The organism is Citreimonas sp. (genome assembly GCF_042096055.1).
GTDB lineage: Bacteria > Pseudomonadota > Alphaproteobacteria > Rhodobacterales > Rhodobacteraceae > Citreimonas.
In genome coordinates, this window is sequence record NZ_JBELMH010000036.1 from 14526 (window position 1) to 32847 (window position 18322).

Here is an 18322-nt window from a genome sequence, read left to right on the forward strand (position 1 = left end):
CATTACGCGGTCTCCTCTTGCTCGCTTCGGCTCCGCTCGGGGCAGTCTCGCAGCATGTCCACGAGGTGCCCGGCCCGCGCGCGGCCGGTGTGATCGGCCAGCACGATCCGGCGCGCCTCGGCCGCCAGGGCCTCGGGCGCGGTGCCGTCTTCGCCCGTCAACGCAGCAACGGCATCTTCGCTCCCGTCGGCGATGACGATGGCCTTGCCCTCGGGCAGCAAGTCGCCCAGGCCCTCCCACCGGTCCGAAAGGATCGGGGTCCCGACGGCGGCGGCCTCGAACAGGCGCACGCTGGGCGACCAGCCCAGCCGGCGCATCGCGGCGCGGGTGATGTTCAGCGTGAAGCGCTGGGCGCTATAGAAGGCCGCGTGCTCGCTGGGCGGCAGATGCTCGATCCGCTCGACGTTGTCGGGCCAGTCGATGCCCTCGGGATACTGCGCGCCCGCCACGACAAAGCGCATGTGCGGCAGGCGGCGCGCAGGCTCCAGCATCAGCGCCTCGAGCCCCGGCTGGCGGTCGTCGCTGTAGGTGCCGAGATAGCCCATGTCCCACTTCATCGGCACGTTGACGCGGGTGTAGCGGCTTTCGTCGACCGAGCAGAACAGCGCCCGCGGCGCCCGCGCGCCGTAGTGTTCCGCCAGCCGGTCGAGGACGCGGCCCCCGGAAAAGCTGAAATAGAGATCGAAGACCGGCACCTGCCGGCGCGCCAGGTGCGCCTCTTCACTCCGGTCCAGCAGGTCCATCGTCACGGGCGTGTCGATGTCGTAGAAGCACAGCCGCTTCAGGACCATCGCCGCCAGCCGATCGATCAGTTCGGTGCCCTCGGGGACGTAGCTGCCGACGATCACCGCGTCGGCGGCGCGCAGCCGGTCGCCGTGCCGCTGCTCGACCTCGTCGAGCGAGTGGTAGAACACCAGCTCGCAGAAATCCGGATCGGGCAGGTCGCGGTTGGTACCAGCGTACCACGGCACCTCGCGCTCGAGGAACAGCACGCGGTGGCCTTCGGCGGCCAGGCCCTTGATCAGCGCGCGGAAGGTCGTGGCGTGCCCGTTGCCCCAGGACGAGGCCAACGACAGCCCGAGGATGACGATGTCCAGCGACTTGCTCATGCGGGCGCCTCCGCCGTGCGCACCCGCTCGCGCAGCATCGCGTCGAGCTGCCGGGCGCGGTGGGCGTAGGTGTGTTCCGACAGGATGCGGGCGCGGGCCCGCTCGCCGATCGCCTCGTCGCGCCCCGGGGGCAGGGCGCGCAGGCATTCGGTCACGTCCTGCCCGTCGCGGGCGACCAGCACCTCGTCGCCGGGTTTGAGGAACAGCTCGATCCCTTCCCAGTAATCGGTCATCAGGCAGGCGCCGGCACCGGCGGCCTCGAAGACGCGGGTGGCGGGGGAAAAGCCGTTGGCGGCCATGCTGTCGCGGGCGATGTTCAGCACCACGCGCGGCGTGACGTTGAAGGCGTTGTGATCGGCGGTGCGCACGTGGCCCAGGCAGCGCACGTTGTCCGGGACCGCGTGCGGCTCCCAACCCGATCCGCCCAGCATGAAGCGCATGTCGGGCAGCTCGCGCGCGGGGGCGAAGAAGAACTGGTCGACGCGCGCCTCGCGGTCGGGCAGGCGGTTGCCGAGGAACGCGAGGTCGCAGGCGAAACGCGGATCGGCCGGAACCGGGTGGTGCGTCGCGGGATCGAGCGCATTGTAGATCGGCACGCAGTCGCGCGCGCCCAGCGCGCGGTAGGCGTCGATCACCGGCGCGCCGCCGCCATAGGTCAGCACCAGGTCGAGAGCCGGCAGCATCTGCCGCAGCGTGTCCTGCGGGTTGGTCTGCATCGCCGCCAGCGTCGCGGGCGCGTCCACGTCCCAGAAGATCTTGAGCGCGTCCGGTGCCGCGCTCGCCATGACCGCGCGCAGCAGCGCGTCGTCCTCGAAGCCGACGCCGCTGGCCTTGACCACGACGTCGGCCTTGGCCGCCTCGGCCGCCACGCGCTTCAGCGCCTCGGGCGTGCCCTCGTAGACCACCACCTCGCACCACTCGGGCGGGTCGATGTCGCGGTTCGCCTGCCGGTCGTAGACGTCGGGTTCGTAGAACGTGACGCGGTGCCCGTGCGCGGCCAGCGCCTGGATGATGCCCCGGTAGTAGGTCGCGGCGCCGTTCCAGTAGCTGGACAGAAGGCTTGATCCGTAGAAGGCGATGCGGGTCATTGGCCGGGCTCCATTTCGCGTGTCCGGGCGCCGAGGCGCACCAGCACCTCGAGCAGTTCGTCGGCTCGGTGGCCGCAGGTGTGCCGGTCGAGGATCGTCTCGAGGCCGCGTTCCGCCTGGTCGCGCGCGGCGTCGGGGTCCGACAGCAGCTCGCGCAGGTGGCGGGTCATCGCGTCGCCGTCGGCGGCAAAGCGGAAGTCGCCGGGTCGGAACAGCCCCTCGGCATCGTCCCAGGGCGCGCTCACCAGCGGAATGCCGCATGCCAGCGCCTCGAACGGGCGGATGGTGGGGATGCCGGGAAGCGTCTGGACGTAGGGCCGGCGCGGCACGTGCACCGTCACCCGGTGGCGCGCGAAGGCCTGCGGCACGTCGGCGTTGGCGATGCTGCCGCCATAGTCGATGCCGGCGGTCTTCAGCCGCTCCAGCGCGTGGTCGGGATAGCGCACGCCGTGGATGCGGGTCTTCAGGCCCAGCCGCTCGGACGGCGCGATCAGGAAGGTCTCAAGCTCCTCACTGCGCTCGTCATCGCCCCAGTTGCCGACCCAGACCAGGTCGCCGTCGGGCACGATGTCGGGCAGGGGGCGGAAGACGCTTGTGTCGGCGGCCTCGTGCCAGGTGAAGACCTGCCTTCCCCAGCCCGCGGCCAGGTAGCGCTGGCGCAGCGTCTCGCCGAAAGCCAGAATGCCGTCGTAGCCCGACAGGTCCAGCCCGCCGATCTCGCCCTCGGCGCTGACCGCGCGGTGATGGGTGTCGTGGAACAGCAGCGTGAAGCGCGCGCCGCGTGACCGCGCCCGCCCCAGCCGCGCGACCAGCGCGGGATCGGTCCATTCGTGCACCACCACCACGTCGGCATCGCCGAGCGCCTCCTCATGGTCGAAGGCCTCCGGATAAATCTCCCAGCTGAGGTCGGGGAACGTCCGCTCGAACGCGTCGATGGCGCCGGGGCCGCGATCGGCGATCAGGTTCTCGCGGCTCCAGGCGCCCTCGGGTTCCAGCGCGTGCGTCTCGTGCCCGCGCGCCTGAAGGGCGCGCATCACGCCGCGCAGGAAATGCGCGTTGCCGTGGTTCCAGTCCGAGGCAAGCGAGTGGGTGTAGAAGACGAACCTCATGCTGCTCCTTCCGTCGCCGGTGTCCTGGCCTGCGCGCGGTCGTGGATCGCTGCCATCGCGCCGGCCTGGGCCGTGATCGTGTAGCGTTGCGCGCGCGCCTGCGCCGCCGCGCCAAGCGCGTCGCGCCGGCCGTCGTCGGCGGCCAGCGCGTTCAGGGCATCCGCCAGCGCGTCCGCGTCGCCCGGTGCGACGAACATTGCCGCGTCGTCCCAAAGCTCGCGGAAGGTGCCGATGTCGCTCAGCACCAGCGGCGCACCGGCGCGCGCGGCCTCGAGCACGGCCAGCCCGAACGGCTCGTAGAGCGAGGGCGAGACGAAGATGCCCGCGCCGGCGATCACCCGCGCCGCGTCATCGTGGGCGAGGGGGCCGAGGGCTTCGGCGTGCCGGAGCGCGATCCGTGCGCCGTTCGGGCCGTGGTCGGCGCCCAGCATCCGCACCGGCCAGGCGCAATGCGCGGCCGCATCGTCCAGCGTCGCGCCGCCCTTGCTTTCGTCCCACCAGCGGCCGGCCGCGACGATGCTGCGCGACCGCTCGGCCCGCGGAACGGGGCCGGCGCTGGCGTTGTGCACCACCGCGACGTCAACCAACCCGTCGTAGAGCCTCGTCATCGCGGTGGCGTGGCTGGCCGAGGGCGCGACGACCGCGTCGGCTCGCGCCAAGCCGGCAGCGGTCAGGTCGCGGATCCAGCGCATGTCTGCCGGGACGTCGGTGCCGCGCACCGCGTCGAACCACGTGGCGAGGCAGGAATGCGACACTGCGACCACCGGAACGCACTCGGGAATGTCTGCGGCAAGGCTCGGCAGATTGCACTGGATCACACGCGCGCCCCGGCGGCGTGCGACCTCGGCCAGCCAGCGCCCGGCGCCGGACACATCCTCCGGCACCCGCGCCATCCAGTCCAGCGTCTGCGCGCCCCAGTCGAGCGGGCCGAGCGCCTCGGCCTCGGCGCGCTGGGCGTCCGTCGGCGCGGGGCCGAAGCCCGCGAAGCAGACCGGGCGCCCAGCCGCGACCAGCCCCGCGGCCAGGTCGATGCCGTAGCGCCAGACACCGCCCACGGCGTCGAGCGTGATCAGCACCGGTGCCGTCATGCGGGCACCCGCTGCCGTTCCGGCCGGCGCACGTCGTCCCCCGACAGCCACGCGGCAAGGTCGCGCAGGCCCTCGCGCCAGCCGACGCGCGCGCGCCAGCCGCTCGCGGCCTCGAGCGCGCGGGTGTCTGCCACGAACCACGGCTGGTCGCCCTGCCGCCAGTCCTGGAAGGTCACGTCGATGCTGCGGCCGGTGATGGCCTCGATCTCGCGCAGGACCTGCAGAAGGCTGACCGTGTTCGCCGGTCCGCCGCCGAGGTTGAAGGCGCGGCCTGACAGCGTGTCGATCTTGCCCAGCACCGCACGGTAGGCAGCCACGGCGTCGGATACGTCCAGCACGTCGCGCACCTGCCGGCCGGTGCCGAAGACGGTGATCGGCCGGCCCGCCAGCGCCTGGATCAGGAAATGCGCGACCCAGCCCTGATCCTCGGTGCCGAACTGGCGCGGGCCGTAGATGCAGCTCATCCGCAGCACCGCGGCGGGCAGCCCGTAGCTGGACGCGTAGTCCAGCACGTACTGGTCGGCCACGCCCTTCGAGCAGCCGTAGGGCGTGCAGAAATCCAGCGGGCGGTCCTCGGCCACGCCATGCGCGCGCATGGTATCGTCGAGCGGCGCGCAGGCGTCGTTGGTGTCCGACACCTCCAGATCGGCCAGCGCGCCGTAAACCTTGTTGGTCGAGGCGAAGACCAGCGGCACGGTGCGCCCGGTGGCGCGGACGGCTTCGAGCACGTTCAGCGTGCCTCGCGCGTTCACGTCGAAATCCGCGACCGGCGAGGTCAGGGAGGTGGTCACCGCTGTCTGCGCTGCCATGTGCAGCACCGCGTCGGCGTCGCGCACGGCCTCGCGCACGGCAAGCTCGTCACGCAGGTCGGCGGGCACGGCGTGCAGCCGGGGGCCGTGACGCTCGGCCAGCCAGTGCAGGTTGCGCTCGACCCCGGGGCGGCTGAGGTTGTCCACCACGACCACGTCGCGCCCCTCGGAGAGATAACTTTCGGCGAGGTTCGAGCCGATGAAGCCCGCGCCGCCGGTGATCGCGATCGGCCGGGCCTGCCGCGCCACCGCGGGCGTCGCCAGCCGCGCCACCTCGCGCACCTGCTCGGGGCCCCCGGCGGTCAGCAGCCGCGCCAGAAGCTTCGGCGCGCCGTCGGCCTCGACCGCGCCCAGGTGGTAGTGACGCGGGTCGAACCAATGGCCCTCCTGCACCGACACGTGCTCGGGCAGGTCGCGCCAGGCGTACCAGTACATCCGGTCCGCGCCCGCCTGCAGCGCGTCGAGGAACCGCCGCGCCTGCTCCATGTCGTCGCGGCGCCAGGTGGAATAGCCGGCCTCGGTGATCCAGATCTCGCAGTCGGGGTTCCAGCGGTCGAGGATGCTGCGCATCTCGGCCATGTGCACGTCCCAGCCGTTCCAGGATCCTTCCTCGCTGTCCCAGGTGCCCGGAAAGCCGTGGATGCCGGCGGCGTCGACCTCGGCCAGCACGCCGCGCTCGCCCATGACGTTCAGCCAGTAGGCGTCGAACGGCGCGGGGCCGCCCAGCACGGGCTTCCAGCCGCGCCTCTTCACCCAGTAGGCGGCACCGCCGACCATCTCGCAGAACAGGTCGCATTCGGGGTCTTCGCGCCAGTCCCAGTCAAGCAGGTTGTTTGGTTCGTTCCACAGCTCGACATGCTCGAACCGGTCACCGTGTCGCGTCAGCACCATGTCGAGAAAGTCGGCGAAGTCCTTCAGCACCTTTGGTGCGCCGGAACTACGCCCGGTGCGCGACAGCGAAGGGGGCGTGTAGTGCACGCAGGGAAGCACCTCGATGTCTCGCGCGAGGCGCGGCAGAAGCCAGTCGTACCAGTCCTGCCCGCCGGGCGCGTGGTACTCGGCCCAACTGAGATGCGTGCGCAGGTACGACGCCCCCGACGCCATGAGCGCGGGCATCACGGCCTCGACCCGGTCGTATTCGCCGGGGCGGAACCACTCGACGAAACCGTATGCCTTGCTCACGACACCAGACCCCGCTCCTCGAGCTGGCGGCGCATTTCGTCGCCGCGGTCCTGCTTGCCGGTCTCGGGCGCGTCGCGCACCCAGTCGACGAACGGCCCGAGACTGTCCTCGAGCCGCTTCTCGGGCGCGAAGCCCAGCAGGTCCCGCGCCTTGGTGATGTCGGCAAAGCAGTTGCGGATGTCGCCCATGCGGAACTTGCCCAGCACCTCGGGCTCCAGCTCGGGGCAGTCCATCGCGTCCGCCAGAAGTTGCGCCACCTGCACGATCGTGTAGGCGTTGCCCGAGCCGACGTTGATCACGTGGCCCGCGGCCTCGTCACGCTCGAGCGCCAGCGCGAAGGCGCGCGCCACGTCGTCCACGTGCACGAAATCGCGCTTCTGCTGGCCGTCCTCGAAGATCGTCGGGCGCTGGCCGTTGGCCAGCCGCGAGGCGAAGTTCGCCAGCACGCCGGTATAGGGGTTCGACAGCGCCTGACCCGCGCCGAACACGTTGAACAGCCGCAGCGCGGTGGTGGGGATGTTGTAGGCCTCGCCGAAGATCAGGCAGGCCTGCTCCTGCTGGTACTTCGTCAGCGCGTAGATCGAGGCGAGGTCGACGCGCTTGTCCTCGTCGGTCGGGCGCGCGGTCAGCGTCTGGCCCTGCGGGCCTTTCGGCTCCCACTGGCCGGCCTTCAGGTCGTCGGCCTTGCGGCGCACCTTCTCGTGCAGCGTGCCCTCGGCGTCCTCGTAGTAGCCTTCGCCGTAGACGCTCATGGACGAGGCGACGACCAACCGACGCACCGGGTCCTCGGCGATCGCCTCGAGCAGCACGGCGGTGCCCAGATCATTGGCGCCGACGTAGCGCGCGATCTCGTACATCGACTGGCCCACGCCCACCTCGGCGGCCAGGTGCACGACCTCGTCGACCCCCTGCAGCGCCGAGCGCAGCGTGTCGATGTCGCGCATGTCGCCCTTGACGACCTTCGCCCCGGCCGGCGGCTCGGCGGCGGCGTCGCCGTGCACCTGGTCGATCATCGCGTCGTACAGGATGACCTCGCGGCCCCGGCTGAGCAGCTCGGCGGCCACGCGCCGCCCGATGAAGCCGCATCCACCCGTCACCAGCGATCTAGCCATGGTTCCCATCCCTCAGAAAGTTGTGCATCCTGGGGCTAAAGCAATGGATTGATGCTGAAGTTCCACGAAAACCCGCACTTTGCCGCCGTCTTGCCGGATCTTTGTCATCTTCAGAGACTTCCCGGCTTCTTCCGGAACGGATCAAAACGCCGTGAGTTGGGCCGGTCGAAGACGCGCGGCGCCACGCCCGGTCCGCCGCGCCGCCGCAAGCCCGAGGAGAGACGATGACAGACCCCAGCAGCACCGCCACCGCACGTCGTCCCGACGCCACGGAAGCGCCCGTCGCCCGCGCCGCGCGCGTCGAGGCGCCGGGCCGGGTCGAGATGGTCGAGATCCCGCTGCCGCGCCCGCGCGCGGGCGAGGTCCGCGTGCGGATCGAGGGCTGCGGAGTCTGCGCCTCGAATCTCGGGCCGTGGTCGGGCCCGGAATGGCAGGAATTCCCGATGGAGCCGGGCATCATGGGCCACGAGGCCTGGGGTATGATCGACACGCTGGGCGACAGCGTCTGCACCCTGCACGAGGGCCAGCGCATCGCCTGGCTGGGCAACCACGGCTATGCGAGCCACGAGGTGATCGACGCCGCGACAGCGCTGCCGCTGCCCGACGCGCTGGCGGGCAAGCCCGTCCCGGCCGAGCCGCTGGGCTGCGCGATCAACATCTTCCGCCGCGCGCGGATCACCTCGGACCAGACCGTGGCGATCATCGGCATCGGCTTCATCGGCGCCGCGCTGACCGCGCTGGCCGCACAGGCCGGCGCGCGCGTCATCGCCATCTCGCGGCGCGCGGAATCGCTGGACCTCGCCCGCAATCTCGGCACCACCGACACGATCCCGATGGAGGATCACTGGGAAATCATGCGCGAGCTTGGCCGGCTGACGCAGGACCGTCTCGCCGACGTGGTGATCGAGGCCGTGGGCCTGCAATGGCCGCTGGACCTGGCCGGAGAGCTGGTGCGCGAGGGCGGGCGGCTGGTGATCGCCGGCTATCACCAGGACGGCCCGCGGCAGGTGAACATGCAGATGTGGAACTGGAAGGGCATCGACATCGTCAGCGCCCATGAACGCGACCCCGAGGTGCAGCGCCTCGGCATGATCGAAGGCATCGCCGCCGCCGCCGACGGGCGGCTGGACCTCGACGCGCTGATCACCCATCGCTACCCGCTGTCGCGGCTCGGCGACGCGCTCGACGCCACGCGCGACAAGCCGCAGGGCTTCGTCAAGGCATGGGTGGCGCCGGAGGCCGGCCAATGACCGGCACGATGACGCTGAACCGCACGACCGCCACCACGCGCCGCCCCCGGCTGGCGTTCCTCGGCCTCGGCTGGATCGGCCGCAACCGGATGGAGGCCGTCGCCGCCGCGGACGTGGCCGACATCGTGGCGCTGTCCGATCCGTCGGCCGAGGCGCTGGACGCGGCGGCGCAGACCGCCCCCGACGCCGCGCGATGCGACGGCATCGACGCGCTGCTGGCGACCGGCCCCGATGGCGTCGTCATCGCCACGCCGTCCGCGCTGCACGCCGACCAGACGATCGCCGCGCTGAGCGCCGGTGCCGCCGTCTTCTGCCAGAAACCGCTTGGCCGGACCGAGGCCGAGGCCCGCGCCTGCATCGATGCCGCGCGCCGTGCCGACCGGCTGCTGGACGTCGATCTCAGCTACCGGCACGCCGCCGCCTTCCTCGCCCTGCGCGAGGCGGTGCAGGCGGACGAACTGGGGCCGGTCCACGCGCTCGACCTGACGTTCCACAACGCCTACGGCCCGGACAAGCCGTGGTTCCGCGATCGTGCGCTGTCGGGCGGCGGCTGCCTGATCGACCTCGGGGCGCACCTGCTGGACATGGCCGCCTGGGCGATGGGCGCGCGCGACCTGCGCTGCACCTCGGCGCATCTTTTCGCGGGCGGACAGCGGCTGACCGGGGGCGCGGTGGCCGAAGCGGTCGAGGATTACGCCGCCGCCACGCTCGAGACGCCCGGGGGCGGGGTGATCCGCATCGCCTGTTCGTGGAACCTGCCGGCAGGGCGCGACGCGGTGATCGGCGTCGACGCCTTCGGCCCGAAAGGCGGCTTTACGGTGCAGAACGTGGGCGGCAGCTTCTTCGACTTCGCGGCACACCGCCACAACGGCACCCAAAGCGAAGAGCGCGTGGCCCCGCCCGACGACTGGGGCGGACGGGCGACGGCCGACTGGGCGCGCCGATTGGCAGAGGGCGCGCGCTTCGATCCGGCCTGCGAAAGCCTCGGCGAACTCGCGGCCGCCATCGACGGGATCTATGCCCGCGCGGCAGAATAGATCGCGCGCGGGCGGTCCAGCCTGTGCCGCCCGCGCCGCAGCGCCGTCAATCGTCCGAGTCGCGCGACACCATCTTCGAGAACATGCTGTCCTCCTCGTAGAGCAGCGCGAGGTTCTTCTTCTCGAATTCCTCGAAGAACGCGTCCCAGCTGATCTCGTCCAGCGCCTCGTGTTCCGAGTTCGGCGCATCGGGGAACATGATGCGGATGATGCCCACGTCGTCGTCGCTGTGGGTGCGGTCCACGGCCGCGGGCTTGCCGCCCTTGGCCTCGGCCCAGTCGCGGATCGTGTGATGGTCGGTGGTCTTCTGTGCCATGTCGGGTCCTCCTTTCCCTGCGAACCACCGCCGGAACCAACCGTTCCCGCCGGTCTTCGGCGCGTGCCGGAAAAGCGGACCTTCGGCGCGTCAGCCGGAATGCTCGATGACCCCGACGCCCAGCAGGAACGGCGTGATGTAGCACCACAGGAACAGGACCTTCTGCGCCCGAATGTCGATCGAGTCCGGGACGATCCCGCCTTGCGCCCCGCGCACCTCGATTTGCGCACCGCTCAGGCTGCCGCTGCCTGGCAATCGCAGGAAATCGGTCGCCGCCGCCTCGGCCGCCGATGGGTCGCCGCTGGCGGACAGCGCGAAGCCCGGCGCCGGAGAGCCGTCGAAGAAGAAGTCGTCGGACGTGGTCAGCCTGACGACGCCCCCGTCGCTCCGGTCGAAGCGGAACGTGCCGCGCAAGACGTGCCCGCCGCGGCCCTCGAACGTGCCATTGCCGATCAGCATCCGCGCATCTCCTGTCCTGGATGGGTCGTGGCGGCAGTCGACACGTCGAACCGCCGCCACGGGGAAGGGCTCGTCAGACGGAAACCGTCTGCGCTTCCTCACCATCGTCGGGGGTGGATCCCGACGGCGCAACGGTCGGATCGACCATGTGGCGGTACCACCACGTGTGGTAGTCGACGGGCTTCCGCTGCGACGTCTCGATCTGGACGTCCGCGGTGCCGTTCCCGGCGGTCTTCAGCGTGACCAGGTCGCCGTCGAAGCTGCGGAAGACCATCTCGACCGGCTCGGTGTAGCCGTAGAGCTGTTCCAGCAGGATGCTGACCGCAATCCGTTCGCCCATCCGCAGGCTGTCGTAGTAGTCCGAGTAGAAGTGGACGCCGGCCATGTTCCGCCCGATCGAGATGTTCGCGGCCAGCTTGTTCAGCTCGCCTTCGACGGTCAGTACGCCGGCATCCACGCCGTCCTCGGTCAGCGCAAGGCCGTCGGGCGTCGGAACCGCCGCCGGCAGGCCCGTGTCGTGCCACGGAACCGGCGCGCCCGAGACGGGGTCGACGGTCTTGAAGAACGCCTTGAGCATGGTGACGCAGCCGCCGGCGACCGTGGCATGCCCCGCGGCATAGGCCGGGTGCATGGGCGAGCCTTCGGGAAAGGCCATGGCCAGCAACAGGTTCTTGCCGTCGCCGTTCTTCAGCCACCTGGTGTCGACCCCGTTGGCGACATCGCCGTTCCGCGGCGAGGTAAAGCGACGCCCGTACCCGTTTTCGCGCAGGACGTTGTGGTGATCGACGAGGCCCAGCATGCTGCCCAGATCGTCCAGCAGGCTCTCGACCGCCTCTCTGGTCTTGTCGCCGTAGCCGGCCGGCGGCTGATCCTTCAGCAGCCCGTCGCGCACCGCCTTGCCCACCGTCAGCAGCCCCGCGATCTTCTCGGGCCGGGCGCGACGGTGATAGTTGAACTTCTGGCGTCGCGCGGCCTTGAGGCAGCGGGTCGCGACCTCGGTCACCAGCGACAGCACGTGCGGGCCGCCGAAGGACGCGAAGGGCGTGCGCGCAAGCCCGCCCTGATCAGAAAAGCCGTCCTGCGCCGTGAACGGCTGACCGGGGTCCCCGAACGGCTGCAACAGGATCAGGCACGCGTTGAGATAGGCTTGGTACAGCGCGTCGAAGCGCACGTAGGTCGCCAGGTCGCGCGGCGTGGTGATGAACCGGCGCCCCAGGGAAAAGCTGTGCCACCCGCCCTTGCTGGCGCCGTTCTGCACGTCCAGCCACTGGAACCAGTTCGTCATGTAGTCGACATGCGGCTCGAACACGCGAACGCGCTGGTCGATCACCTGGTTGCCGTAGGCGATGTAGCCGTCCAGCGGGTGCGCCTCGTTGCCCGCGCCCAGCCCGCCGTTGCCGATCAGCATGAACTGCGAGATGTAGGGACCCGCCTTCGCGCCCGGCCCGGAGCCGCGAAAGATGTTGGTGCCGGCGATCGTCGACGGTCCCGGAGGCGCGTCCACGTCGTAATCCGCCGGGTCGACGAACCGCGCGGCCAGGCGGCGGCGCGTGAACAGGCTTTCGGCGCCCGCCCCTGTCGCGAAGTGGGGCACGGTGTTCAGCCCCTGCAGAACCGAGGGCACGTCCAGCGCCGTCTGCGCGTCCGTCCCTTCGCCCGCGCCGATATCGACGCCCTGCCCCTCTTGGATCTCCGTGAAAGGCACGTCGCGCAGGATCGCCATGGCGTAGACCTCGGCCATCTCGGCGGCCAGTTCGGCATTCGAGGCGCTGTCCGAGACATTCAGCCTGGGCGCCGGCGCCATGCCGATCGCGTCGGCATCCGCGCCCTCGACGTCGTGAAAGTGCCCGGTCCGCGGGCTTTCCCAACCGCGCCATCCCGGCTTGCCGTTGGTCGTCGCAAGGGTGCTGTGGTATTCGTGCGGCGCGATGCCGGGCCGGGAGGTCTCGAAGTCCGTGGCGGGATCGTCGTTGATGTTCTTGCGGAATTCGTCCACGTCGTCCGTGTCGGTGACGAAGCCGTATTCGTCGTGACGAAGCCCCTTCGTGAAGGTGGACGGCAGCGCCTCGCCGCCGAAGCTCGCCTCGTCCATGTTGGGTTCCGTCGGCACCAGTTCGGTGAAGACGGCGTGCGGGGCCTGGGCGGCGGCCTTGCGAAGCTTGGCCGTGCGGGTCTGGCGCGCCTGGCCTTCGAACGGTCTGAAAGTCATTTGATTATTTCCCCTGTTTCTTGAAATGAATTTCGATCAATCCGTACCCGATGGAATGCGGGTTCGGGTCGCTGCGTTGAAAATGGCGCAGCATCTTCGACAGCGGGCGATGCAATGATGCCCGGGCTCAATTTGCCGAAATGAATTCCGTCACATGGCGTGTTCTCCCTGAAATGGAGTCCGGTCCGCGACTCACGTCACGTGCAACGCAATGCGATTCTGCAATGGCTCCGTTATCGGCCCGTCAAAGCGGTCGAGAGCTTGTTGAATGCGTACGGCGCGAACAGGGCCGAGCCCGCGAGGTAGAAGCTTCCGATCCCCGACAGCAGGGTCTCGATCTCTTCCGGCGCATGCATCGCCTTGAACAGAAGGATGTTGCCGATCGCCCATGTAAAACTGGCCAGCACGCCCGCTCCGATCGCGCCTGACACGCGGCTCGAACTGGCGGGCAGGGAGAGGCCGGAATCCGGTCCGGGCTGGTCGGTCTCCGAAGCGCCTCCTCGGATCATCGGTTCCGAGGACTTCTCTTTGAGAAGCCCTGGCAGGTCGGCCCTGCCGATGCGCATCGCGGCCACCAGAATTGCGCCATTGTACAGAATTAGCGTGAGAATGAGGAATATATCCTGCCAAGATTCCATGGCATGGTTCCCTGTCATCGTTCAAATGATTTAGTCATGAAAAATGTGTGGGAATTTCTGTATCACGAATCGCCTTATGCGCGAAGAAGAAATTCGCGACTAGGGTTGGTCCGGTAATTTCGGCAAGGCAGCTTCCCGGGCAAGTCCGCAGGACGCGGAATTTCATGCCATCAAATGAAGGCGCTATTCAAAGACGCGTGCGGCTGAGATGACGGCACGGCCCGACCACGCTGCAGGTTACGTCGAGTGCGATGGTGGGAAGACGCTGGCGACCCCGGAAGGACTCGAACCCTCAGCCTGTTGATTAGAAGTCAACTGCTCTATCCAGTTGAGCTACGGGGCCGCGCGCCCCGACGCTTAGCGCAGCCCGGCGGCGCGTCCAAGGGTCTTGTGCGCGGGCGGGCTCGCACAGGCGCGTCAGGTGCCCGGGACGAGCCCGGCGATCCGGCGCACCGCGGCCTCGTAGCCCTCGATCCCGAGGCCCGCGATCACGCCGTCGGCGCGCAGGCTGACATAGGAATGGTGCCGGAAACTCTCGCGCTTGTGCACGTTCGAGATGTGTACCTCGATCACCGGGCCGTCATAGGCGTTCAGCGCGTCGAGGATCGCGATCGAGGTGTGGGTGAAGGCGCCGGGATTGATCACGATGCCGGCGGCGGCCTCGCGCGCCTCGTGGATCCAGTCGATCAGCTGCCCCTCGTGGTTCGATTGCAGCAGCCGCAGGTCGACCCCCTCGGGCAGCACCGCGCGGCAGCGGCGCTCGACATCCTCCAGCGTCTCGGCGCCGTAGATCTCGGGCTGGCGCTTGCCCAGCAGGTTCAGGTTCGGACCGTTGAGGACGAAGATAGTGGCGGGCATCGGGACCTCGGGGTTGTGCTGGCCATTTCATCCCGCACATCGCCCGCGGGGTCGACCCGCGCGCCGCCCGAACCGCGCGAAGCCGCCGCGGTGTGCCTGCGCGGCCACGCGCGTGCTCAGCGATAGGGGTCGCGGACCTCGTTCAGGCGGGCGGGGGGCAGGGCGGCGTAGTAGGCGGCCAGCGCCTCGATGTCGGCGTCGGTCAGGTTCTGCGAGGCGTAGTGCATCATCCCCGCCATCGGCCCGCCGCCGCGCATCTCGGCCCGCCAGAGGCGAAGCTGCGCCTCGAGATAGGGGGCGTTCTGCCCCGCGATCGACGGATAATCGGGATCGAGCTCCTCGTCCCAGGGGCCGTGGCAGACGCGGCAGGCGGCCACGCCCTCGGCGGGCGCGGGCGACGCGTCCTCGCCCGGCATGCGGGCCGAGAAGGCCAGTTCGCGCCCCCGGCGTGCGAGATCGGACAGGCCTGCGCCCTCTGCCCCGTCACCTGCAGGCGGGGCCGCGTTGCCGAAGACGGTCGCCGCCTGCGACAGCACTTCCTCGGGCACTTCGCTGGCGGCGTGCTGCATGATCCCGCTCTGCCGGCTGCCGCCGCGATAGGCGGTCAGCGCCTGCGTGATGTACGTCTCGGACAGGATGTCGAGCCGCGGGATGTGCGGGTTGTCCGGCACCCCCTGCGCGCCGTGGCAGGCGGTGCACAGCGACAGCCCCTTCGGTCCGCGAAGCTGCGCGGCTGTCAGCGACTCGTAGCGCTCGGGCGTCATGTCGGTGCGGACCGACAGCAGGAAGGCGACGATCGGCCAGACGTCGTCCTGCCGCGCGGCGGGCCAGCCGGGCATGCCCGACATCTTGATGCCCTTGTGCACGATCCAGTGCAGCTCGACCGGCGACCAGTGGTCGACCGCCTCGTCGATATGCGGGGGCTGCGGCAGCATCGACCGGCTGGTCGCCGACCGCACCGCCCCCGGCGCGCCGTGGCAGGTGCGGCAGGCGCTTTCGAAGTGCTTGGCGCCCAGCGCGATCATCGACGGGTCGTCCAGCGTGTCCGGCACCGCGCGCCCCTCGTCCGACCAGAGCGAGACGGCGTTGCGGTAGGTGGTGTGGAACACCCAGCTCATGCCGGGGAAGTGCCCCATCCGCGCCGACACGTTGTACAGGCCGAACCCGATCCACGCGCTGGCGGCGACGAAGAAGACCACGGCGAGCACCAGCAGCGTGCCGCCGACGGTTTTCCAGTGGATGTTCATGCGGGGGCCTTTCGTCTCGGGGCCGCGTCCGGGGCGGGCGGTGCGAAAACGCGGACGGGGCGCGCGTCACCGGCGCGCCCCGTCGCATCCGGCCGACCGGGTCACTCGCTGCCGGCCACGCCTTCCAGGTTGGTGTCCGCGATGGGCGAATAATCCTGGTCCACGCCGTCGAGGTTCAGCGACGGGTTGTAGACGCGCTGGATCGAGGTCTGCGAGAATTCGTTCAGCGCGAACCACGTCGCCACTGCCAGGACCAGCGCGGCGAAGGTGCCTGTCAGAAAGCCGGTCATCGCGCGCCTCCCCGCTTGCCCTCGAGCTCGTCCAGCCACAGGTCGTGGTGCTCGCGCGCCCAGTTGGTGTCGACGTCACCGCCCCACATGGCCTCGATCGCGCCCTGCATGCCGACGGTGCCGATGTAGATGTGGCCGATGAAGATCGCGATCAGCAGCACGCCGACGATGGCATGGGTCAGCATCGTCCAGCTCATCCCGTCGAGGCCGAGGAAGTAGAACGGGAACATCAGCAGCACGCCCGAGACGATCATGATCGCGCCGCCCAGGATCGCCGACCAGAAGATCAGCTTCTGCCCGGCGTTGAACTTGCGCGCCGGCGGGTTGTCGGGATCGTCCGAGAAGAAGCCGCCGCCGCGGCGCAGCCACTCGATGTCCAGCTTCGACGGCAGGTTGCGGCGCATCCAGGCGAAGGCCATCACCAGCAGGCCCAGCGCGAAGGGCGGGAAGAACATCATGTGCCCCCAGGTGGCCAGCCAGCCGACCGCGCCCAGGAACTCGTCGCCGAAGGGGCGGATCAGCGTGTCGCCGTAGGCGATGGCGGACCCGGTCAGCGCCAGCATGATGAACGAGGTGGACGTCATCCAGTGGTTGGCGCGCTCCAGGAGGCCGAAGCGCTTGACCGTGCGGCCGCTGCGCCCCTCGGCGATCGGCACGCGGCCACGGATCGCCAGGATCAGCGCCAGCAGCAGGCTGAAGCCCAGGATCGCCAGCGCGCCCAGATGCGTTGCGATGTCCGCAAGGCCCAGCCGCCAGTCGCGCGCGAAGGGCCGCTCGAACAGGTCGGCGTTGACGTACGGCAGCGAGGACATGCCGATCACCTCTTCCGACGGCTTGATCACCGGCAGCACCTCGCTGTCGGGGTTCGACCAGGCCTCGGTCAGCAGCGGATCGGGGTCCTCGATCTGGGTCGAGCTCAGACGGATCTCGTTGCCGAAGGCGTAGTCCGGCGCGTCGCCGTCGGGCGCCGGGCCGGTGCGCCAGCGTTCGTCCTGCAGCTTGGTGCGCGCGATGACCAGCTCGGAGGCCTGCACGCCGCCCAGCTCGGGCGTGTGGTCCGTGGCCGACCAGCGGTATTCGGGAATCGTGCGGGCGTCGCCGTCGAACAGCTCCCAGATCTGGGCGGCCAGCGCGATGGCCAGCAGCACCGCGACGATCGCGCCGCCGATGCGGTAGGCCTTGAAGTCGCGGCCGCGCACGAGGACGGGGCCGTGGGTCTGCGGGGTGGCGTGAACGCTGTCCTGTGGCATCAGCCCTGCTCCTCCGGATAGTAGGCGGTCCGCCAGCCCCAGGCGCCGGCGCCGAAGCCGCGGGCGATCACCCGCTCGCGGTAGATCTCGGCGATCTCGTCACCGTCGCCGGCCAGCAGCGCGCGGGTGGAACACACCTCGGCGCAGATCGGCAGCTTGCCCTCTGCGATCCGGTTGCGCCCGTACTTGCGGTACTCCGCCTCGCTGCCGTTCTCCTCGGGGCCGCCGGCGCAATAGGTGCACTTGTCCATCTTGCCGCGCGACCCGAACAGCGTCGCCTTGGGGAATTGCGGCGCGCCGAACGGGCAGGCGTAGAAGCAGTAACCGCAGCCGATGCAGGTGTCCTTGTCGTGCAGGACCACGCCGATATCGGTCTGGTACAGGGTCGAGACCGGGCACACCGCCACGCAGGGCGCGTCGGTGCAATGCATGCAGGAAATCGCGATGGATTTCTCGCCCGGCTCACCGTCGTTGATGGTCACCACCCTGCGGCGGACCATGCCCCACGGGACCTCGTGCTCGTTCTTGCACGAGGTCGCGCAGGCGTTGCATTCGATGCAGCGATCGGTGTCGCAAAGGAATTTCGCGCGTGCCATGGGTTCAGGCCCTCTCGATCCGGCAAAGTGTGCATTTCGTTTCCTGCATCTGCGTCACCACGTCGTAGCCGTAGGTCTGCACGGTGTTGACCGCCTCGCCCGCGACGTAGGGCGCGGCCCCGTCCGGGTATCGGTTGGTCAGATCCTCGCCCATCCAGAAACCGGCGAAGTGGAACGGCAGGAAGACCGTTCCCGGCCCGACCCGCGTCGTGACCATCGCGGCCACGCGGATCCGGCCCTCGGGCGTGGCGACCCAGACGAATTCCTTGTCCGACACGCCCAGCTCGGCGGCGTCGGCGCGGTTGATCTCGACGAACATCTGCTGCTGGAACTCGGCCAGCCACTTGTTCGAGCGGGTCTCGTCGCCGCCGCCCTCGTACTCGACCAGCCGCCCCGAGGTCAGGATCATCGGGAACTCGTCGGCGTAGTTGACCTCCTGGATCGACTTGTAGAGCACCGGCAGACGCCACAGGCGGCGGTCCTCGTAGGTGGCATATTCCGGCAGCAGGTCGCGGCGCGGCGTCAGCAGCGGCTCGCGGTGCAGCGGCACGGCGTCGGGGAAGTTCCAGACATAGGCGCGCGCCTTGCCGTTGCCGTAGGGCGCCAGGCCATGCGCGATCGCCACCCGCTGAAGCCCGCCCGACAGGTCGGTCTTCCAGTTCACCGCCTCGATCT

At 69.7% G+C, this 18322-nt stretch carries 18 protein-coding genes and 1 tRNA gene; 2 read left to right on the forward strand and 17 right to left on the reverse strand.

From position 1 onward, the window contains the following. Positions 1-2: 2 nt before the first annotated feature. From ACFDTC_RS09860 to ACFDTC_RS09885, 6 genes are read right to left on the reverse strand one after another with little or no spacing between them, the layout of a single operon-like run. Positions 3-1109: a glycosyltransferase gene (locus ACFDTC_RS09860; protein ID WP_375258706.1), complete on the reverse strand. Its 1107-nt coding sequence runs from the start codon at positions 1107-1109 to the stop codon at positions 3-5. Beyond that, positions 1106-2197 carry a glycosyltransferase gene (locus ACFDTC_RS09865; protein ID WP_375258707.1) on the reverse strand — a complete coding sequence of 364 codons (1092 nt, stop codon included), beginning with the start codon at positions 2195-2197 and terminating at the stop codon, positions 1106-1108. The genes ACFDTC_RS09860 and ACFDTC_RS09865 overlap by 4 nt, the downstream gene beginning before the upstream one ends. Further along, a complete protein-coding gene (locus ACFDTC_RS09870; protein ID WP_375258708.1) occupies positions 2194-3306 on the reverse strand; it encodes a glycosyltransferase in 1113 nt (370 codons plus the stop codon). Before ACFDTC_RS09870 ends, ACFDTC_RS09865 begins: the two co-directional genes overlap by 4 nt. Further along, positions 3303-4394 (reverse strand): glycosyltransferase family 4 protein, encoded by a 1092-nt coding sequence (locus ACFDTC_RS09875; protein ID WP_375258709.1) that lies wholly within the window; start codon positions 4392-4394, stop codon positions 3303-3305. The genes ACFDTC_RS09870 and ACFDTC_RS09875 overlap by 4 nt, the downstream gene beginning before the upstream one ends. After that, positions 4391-6385 (reverse strand): NAD-dependent epimerase/dehydratase family protein, encoded by a 1995-nt coding sequence (locus tag ACFDTC_RS09880; RefSeq protein WP_375258710.1) that lies wholly within the window; start codon positions 6383-6385, stop codon positions 4391-4393. Before ACFDTC_RS09880 ends, ACFDTC_RS09875 begins: the two co-directional genes overlap by 4 nt. Further along, positions 6382-7497 (reverse strand): NAD-dependent epimerase/dehydratase family protein, encoded by a 1116-nt coding sequence (locus ACFDTC_RS09885; protein ID WP_375258711.1) that lies wholly within the window; start codon positions 7495-7497, stop codon positions 6382-6384. Before ACFDTC_RS09885 ends, ACFDTC_RS09880 begins: the two co-directional genes overlap by 4 nt. A gap of 224 nt (positions 7498-7721) precedes the next feature. Here ACFDTC_RS09885 and ACFDTC_RS09890 point away from each other — a divergent pair, with 224 nt between their 5' ends. Together ACFDTC_RS09890 and ACFDTC_RS09895 are read left to right on the forward strand one after the other, a co-directional pair. Further along, entirely contained in the window at positions 7722-8747 is a 1026-nt protein-coding gene (locus ACFDTC_RS09890; RefSeq protein WP_375258712.1) for a zinc-binding dehydrogenase, read from the forward strand. After that, positions 8744-9784, forward strand: a complete 1041-nt coding sequence (locus tag ACFDTC_RS09895; RefSeq protein ID WP_375258713.1) for a Gfo/Idh/MocA family protein — start codon at positions 8744-8746, stop codon at positions 9782-9784. Before ACFDTC_RS09890 ends, ACFDTC_RS09895 begins: the two co-directional genes overlap by 4 nt. 46 nt (positions 9785-9830) lie before the next feature. On the opposite strand, the gene ACFDTC_RS09900 is transcribed toward ACFDTC_RS09895, so the two are convergent. From ACFDTC_RS09900 to ACFDTC_RS09950, 11 genes are all read right to left on the reverse strand, one after another. Next, positions 9831-10100 (reverse strand): hypothetical protein, encoded by a 270-nt coding sequence (locus tag ACFDTC_RS09900; protein WP_375258714.1) that lies wholly within the window; start codon positions 10098-10100, stop codon positions 9831-9833. 90 nt (positions 10101-10190) lie between these two features. Continuing rightward, complete coding sequence (locus ACFDTC_RS09905) at positions 10191-10559, reverse strand: hypothetical protein (RefSeq protein ID WP_375258715.1); 369 nt, start codon at positions 10557-10559, stop codon at positions 10191-10193. 73 nt (positions 10560-10632) lie between these two features. Next, positions 10633-12768: a hypothetical protein gene (locus ACFDTC_RS09910; RefSeq protein ID WP_375258716.1), complete on the reverse strand. Its 2136-nt coding sequence runs from the start codon at positions 12766-12768 to the stop codon at positions 10633-10635. 233 nt (positions 12769-13001) lie between these two features. After that, positions 13002-13406 carry a hypothetical protein gene (locus ACFDTC_RS09915; RefSeq protein WP_375258717.1) on the reverse strand — a complete coding sequence of 135 codons (405 nt, stop codon included), beginning with the start codon at positions 13404-13406 and terminating at the stop codon, positions 13002-13004. Positions 13407-13672: 266 nt separating this feature from the next. Then, positions 13673-13749: transfer RNA gene (locus ACFDTC_RS09920), tRNA-Arg, on the reverse strand. A gap of 74 nt (positions 13750-13823) precedes the next feature. Beyond that, positions 13824-14264 (reverse strand): type II 3-dehydroquinate dehydratase, encoded by a 441-nt coding sequence (gene aroQ / locus ACFDTC_RS09925; RefSeq protein ID WP_375258718.1) that lies wholly within the window; start codon positions 14262-14264, stop codon positions 13824-13826. A 116-nt stretch (positions 14265-14380) separates the two neighbouring features. Next, on the reverse strand, positions 14381-15511 hold the full coding sequence (locus tag ACFDTC_RS09930; protein WP_375258719.1) for a c-type cytochrome: 1131 nt from the start codon (positions 15509-15511) through the stop codon (positions 14381-14383). Between the two features lie 101 nt (positions 15512-15612). After that, positions 15613-15801, reverse strand: coding sequence for a hypothetical protein (locus ACFDTC_RS09935; RefSeq protein ID WP_375258720.1), 189 nt, complete (start codon positions 15799-15801; stop codon positions 15613-15615). Beyond that, positions 15798-17051 (reverse strand): formate dehydrogenase subunit gamma, encoded by a 1254-nt coding sequence (locus ACFDTC_RS09940; protein ID WP_375258721.1) that lies wholly within the window; start codon positions 17049-17051, stop codon positions 15798-15800. The genes ACFDTC_RS09935 and ACFDTC_RS09940 overlap by 4 nt, the downstream gene beginning before the upstream one ends. Then, on the reverse strand, positions 17051-17647 hold the full coding sequence (fdh3B, locus tag ACFDTC_RS09945) for a formate dehydrogenase FDH3 subunit beta (protein ID WP_375258722.1): 597 nt from the start codon (positions 17645-17647) through the stop codon (positions 17051-17053). Before fdh3B ends, ACFDTC_RS09940 begins: the two co-directional genes overlap by 1 nt. A 4-nt stretch (positions 17648-17651) precedes the next feature. Further along, positions 17652-18322, reverse strand: a 671-nt coding sequence (locus tag ACFDTC_RS09950; protein ID WP_375258723.1) for a formate dehydrogenase subunit alpha, incomplete at its 5' end; no start/stop codon positions are given.

Bases quoted from the DNA above. Each gene is read 5' to 3' on its own strand.
- ACFDTC_RS09860 (WP_375258706.1), bottom strand. From the start codon at position 1,109: ATGAGCAAGTCGCTGGACATCGTCATCCTCGGGCTGTCGTTGGCCTCG.
- ACFDTC_RS09865 (WP_375258707.1), bottom strand. From the start codon at position 2,197: ATGACCCGCATCGCCTTCTACGGATCAAGCCTTCTGTCCAGCTACTGG.
- ACFDTC_RS09870 (WP_375258708.1), bottom strand. From the start codon at position 3,306: ATGAGGTTCGTCTTCTACACCCACTCGCTTGCCTCGGACTGGAACCAC.
- ACFDTC_RS09875 (WP_375258709.1), bottom strand. From the start codon at position 4,394: ATGACGGCACCGGTGCTGATCACGCTCGACGCCGTGGGCGGTGTCTGG.
- ACFDTC_RS09885 (WP_375258711.1), bottom strand. From the start codon at position 7,497: ATGGCTAGATCGCTGGTGACGGGTGGATGCGGCTTCATCGGGCGGCGC.
- ACFDTC_RS09890 (WP_375258712.1), top strand. From the start codon at position 7,722: ATGACAGACCCCAGCAGCACCGCCACCGCACGTCGTCCCGACGCCACG.
- ACFDTC_RS09895 (WP_375258713.1), top strand. From the start codon at position 8,744: ATGACCGGCACGATGACGCTGAACCGCACGACCGCCACCACGCGCCGC.
- ACFDTC_RS09900 (WP_375258714.1), bottom strand. From the start codon at position 10,100: ATGGCACAGAAGACCACCGACCATCACACGATCCGCGACTGGGCCGAG.
- ACFDTC_RS09905 (WP_375258715.1), bottom strand. From the start codon at position 10,559: ATGCTGATCGGCAATGGCACGTTCGAGGGCCGCGGCGGGCACGTCTTG.
- ACFDTC_RS09910 (WP_375258716.1), bottom strand. From the start codon at position 12,768: ATGACTTTCAGACCGTTCGAAGGCCAGGCGCGCCAGACCCGCACGGCC.
- ACFDTC_RS09915 (WP_375258717.1), bottom strand. From the start codon at position 13,406: ATGGAATCTTGGCAGGATATATTCCTCATTCTCACGCTAATTCTGTAC.
- aroQ (WP_375258718.1), bottom strand. From the start codon at position 14,264: ATGCCCGCCACTATCTTCGTCCTCAACGGTCCGAACCTGAACCTGCTG.
- ACFDTC_RS09930 (WP_375258719.1), bottom strand. From the start codon at position 15,511: ATGAACATCCACTGGAAAACCGTCGGCGGCACGCTGCTGGTGCTCGCC.
- ACFDTC_RS09935 (WP_375258720.1), bottom strand. From the start codon at position 15,801: ATGACCGGCTTTCTGACAGGCACCTTCGCCGCGCTGGTCCTGGCAGTG.
- ACFDTC_RS09940 (WP_375258721.1), bottom strand. From the start codon at position 17,051: ATGCCACAGGACAGCGTTCACGCCACCCCGCAGACCCACGGCCCCGTC.
- fdh3B (WP_375258722.1), bottom strand. From the start codon at position 17,647: ATGGCACGCGCGAAATTCCTTTGCGACACCGATCGCTGCATCGAATGC.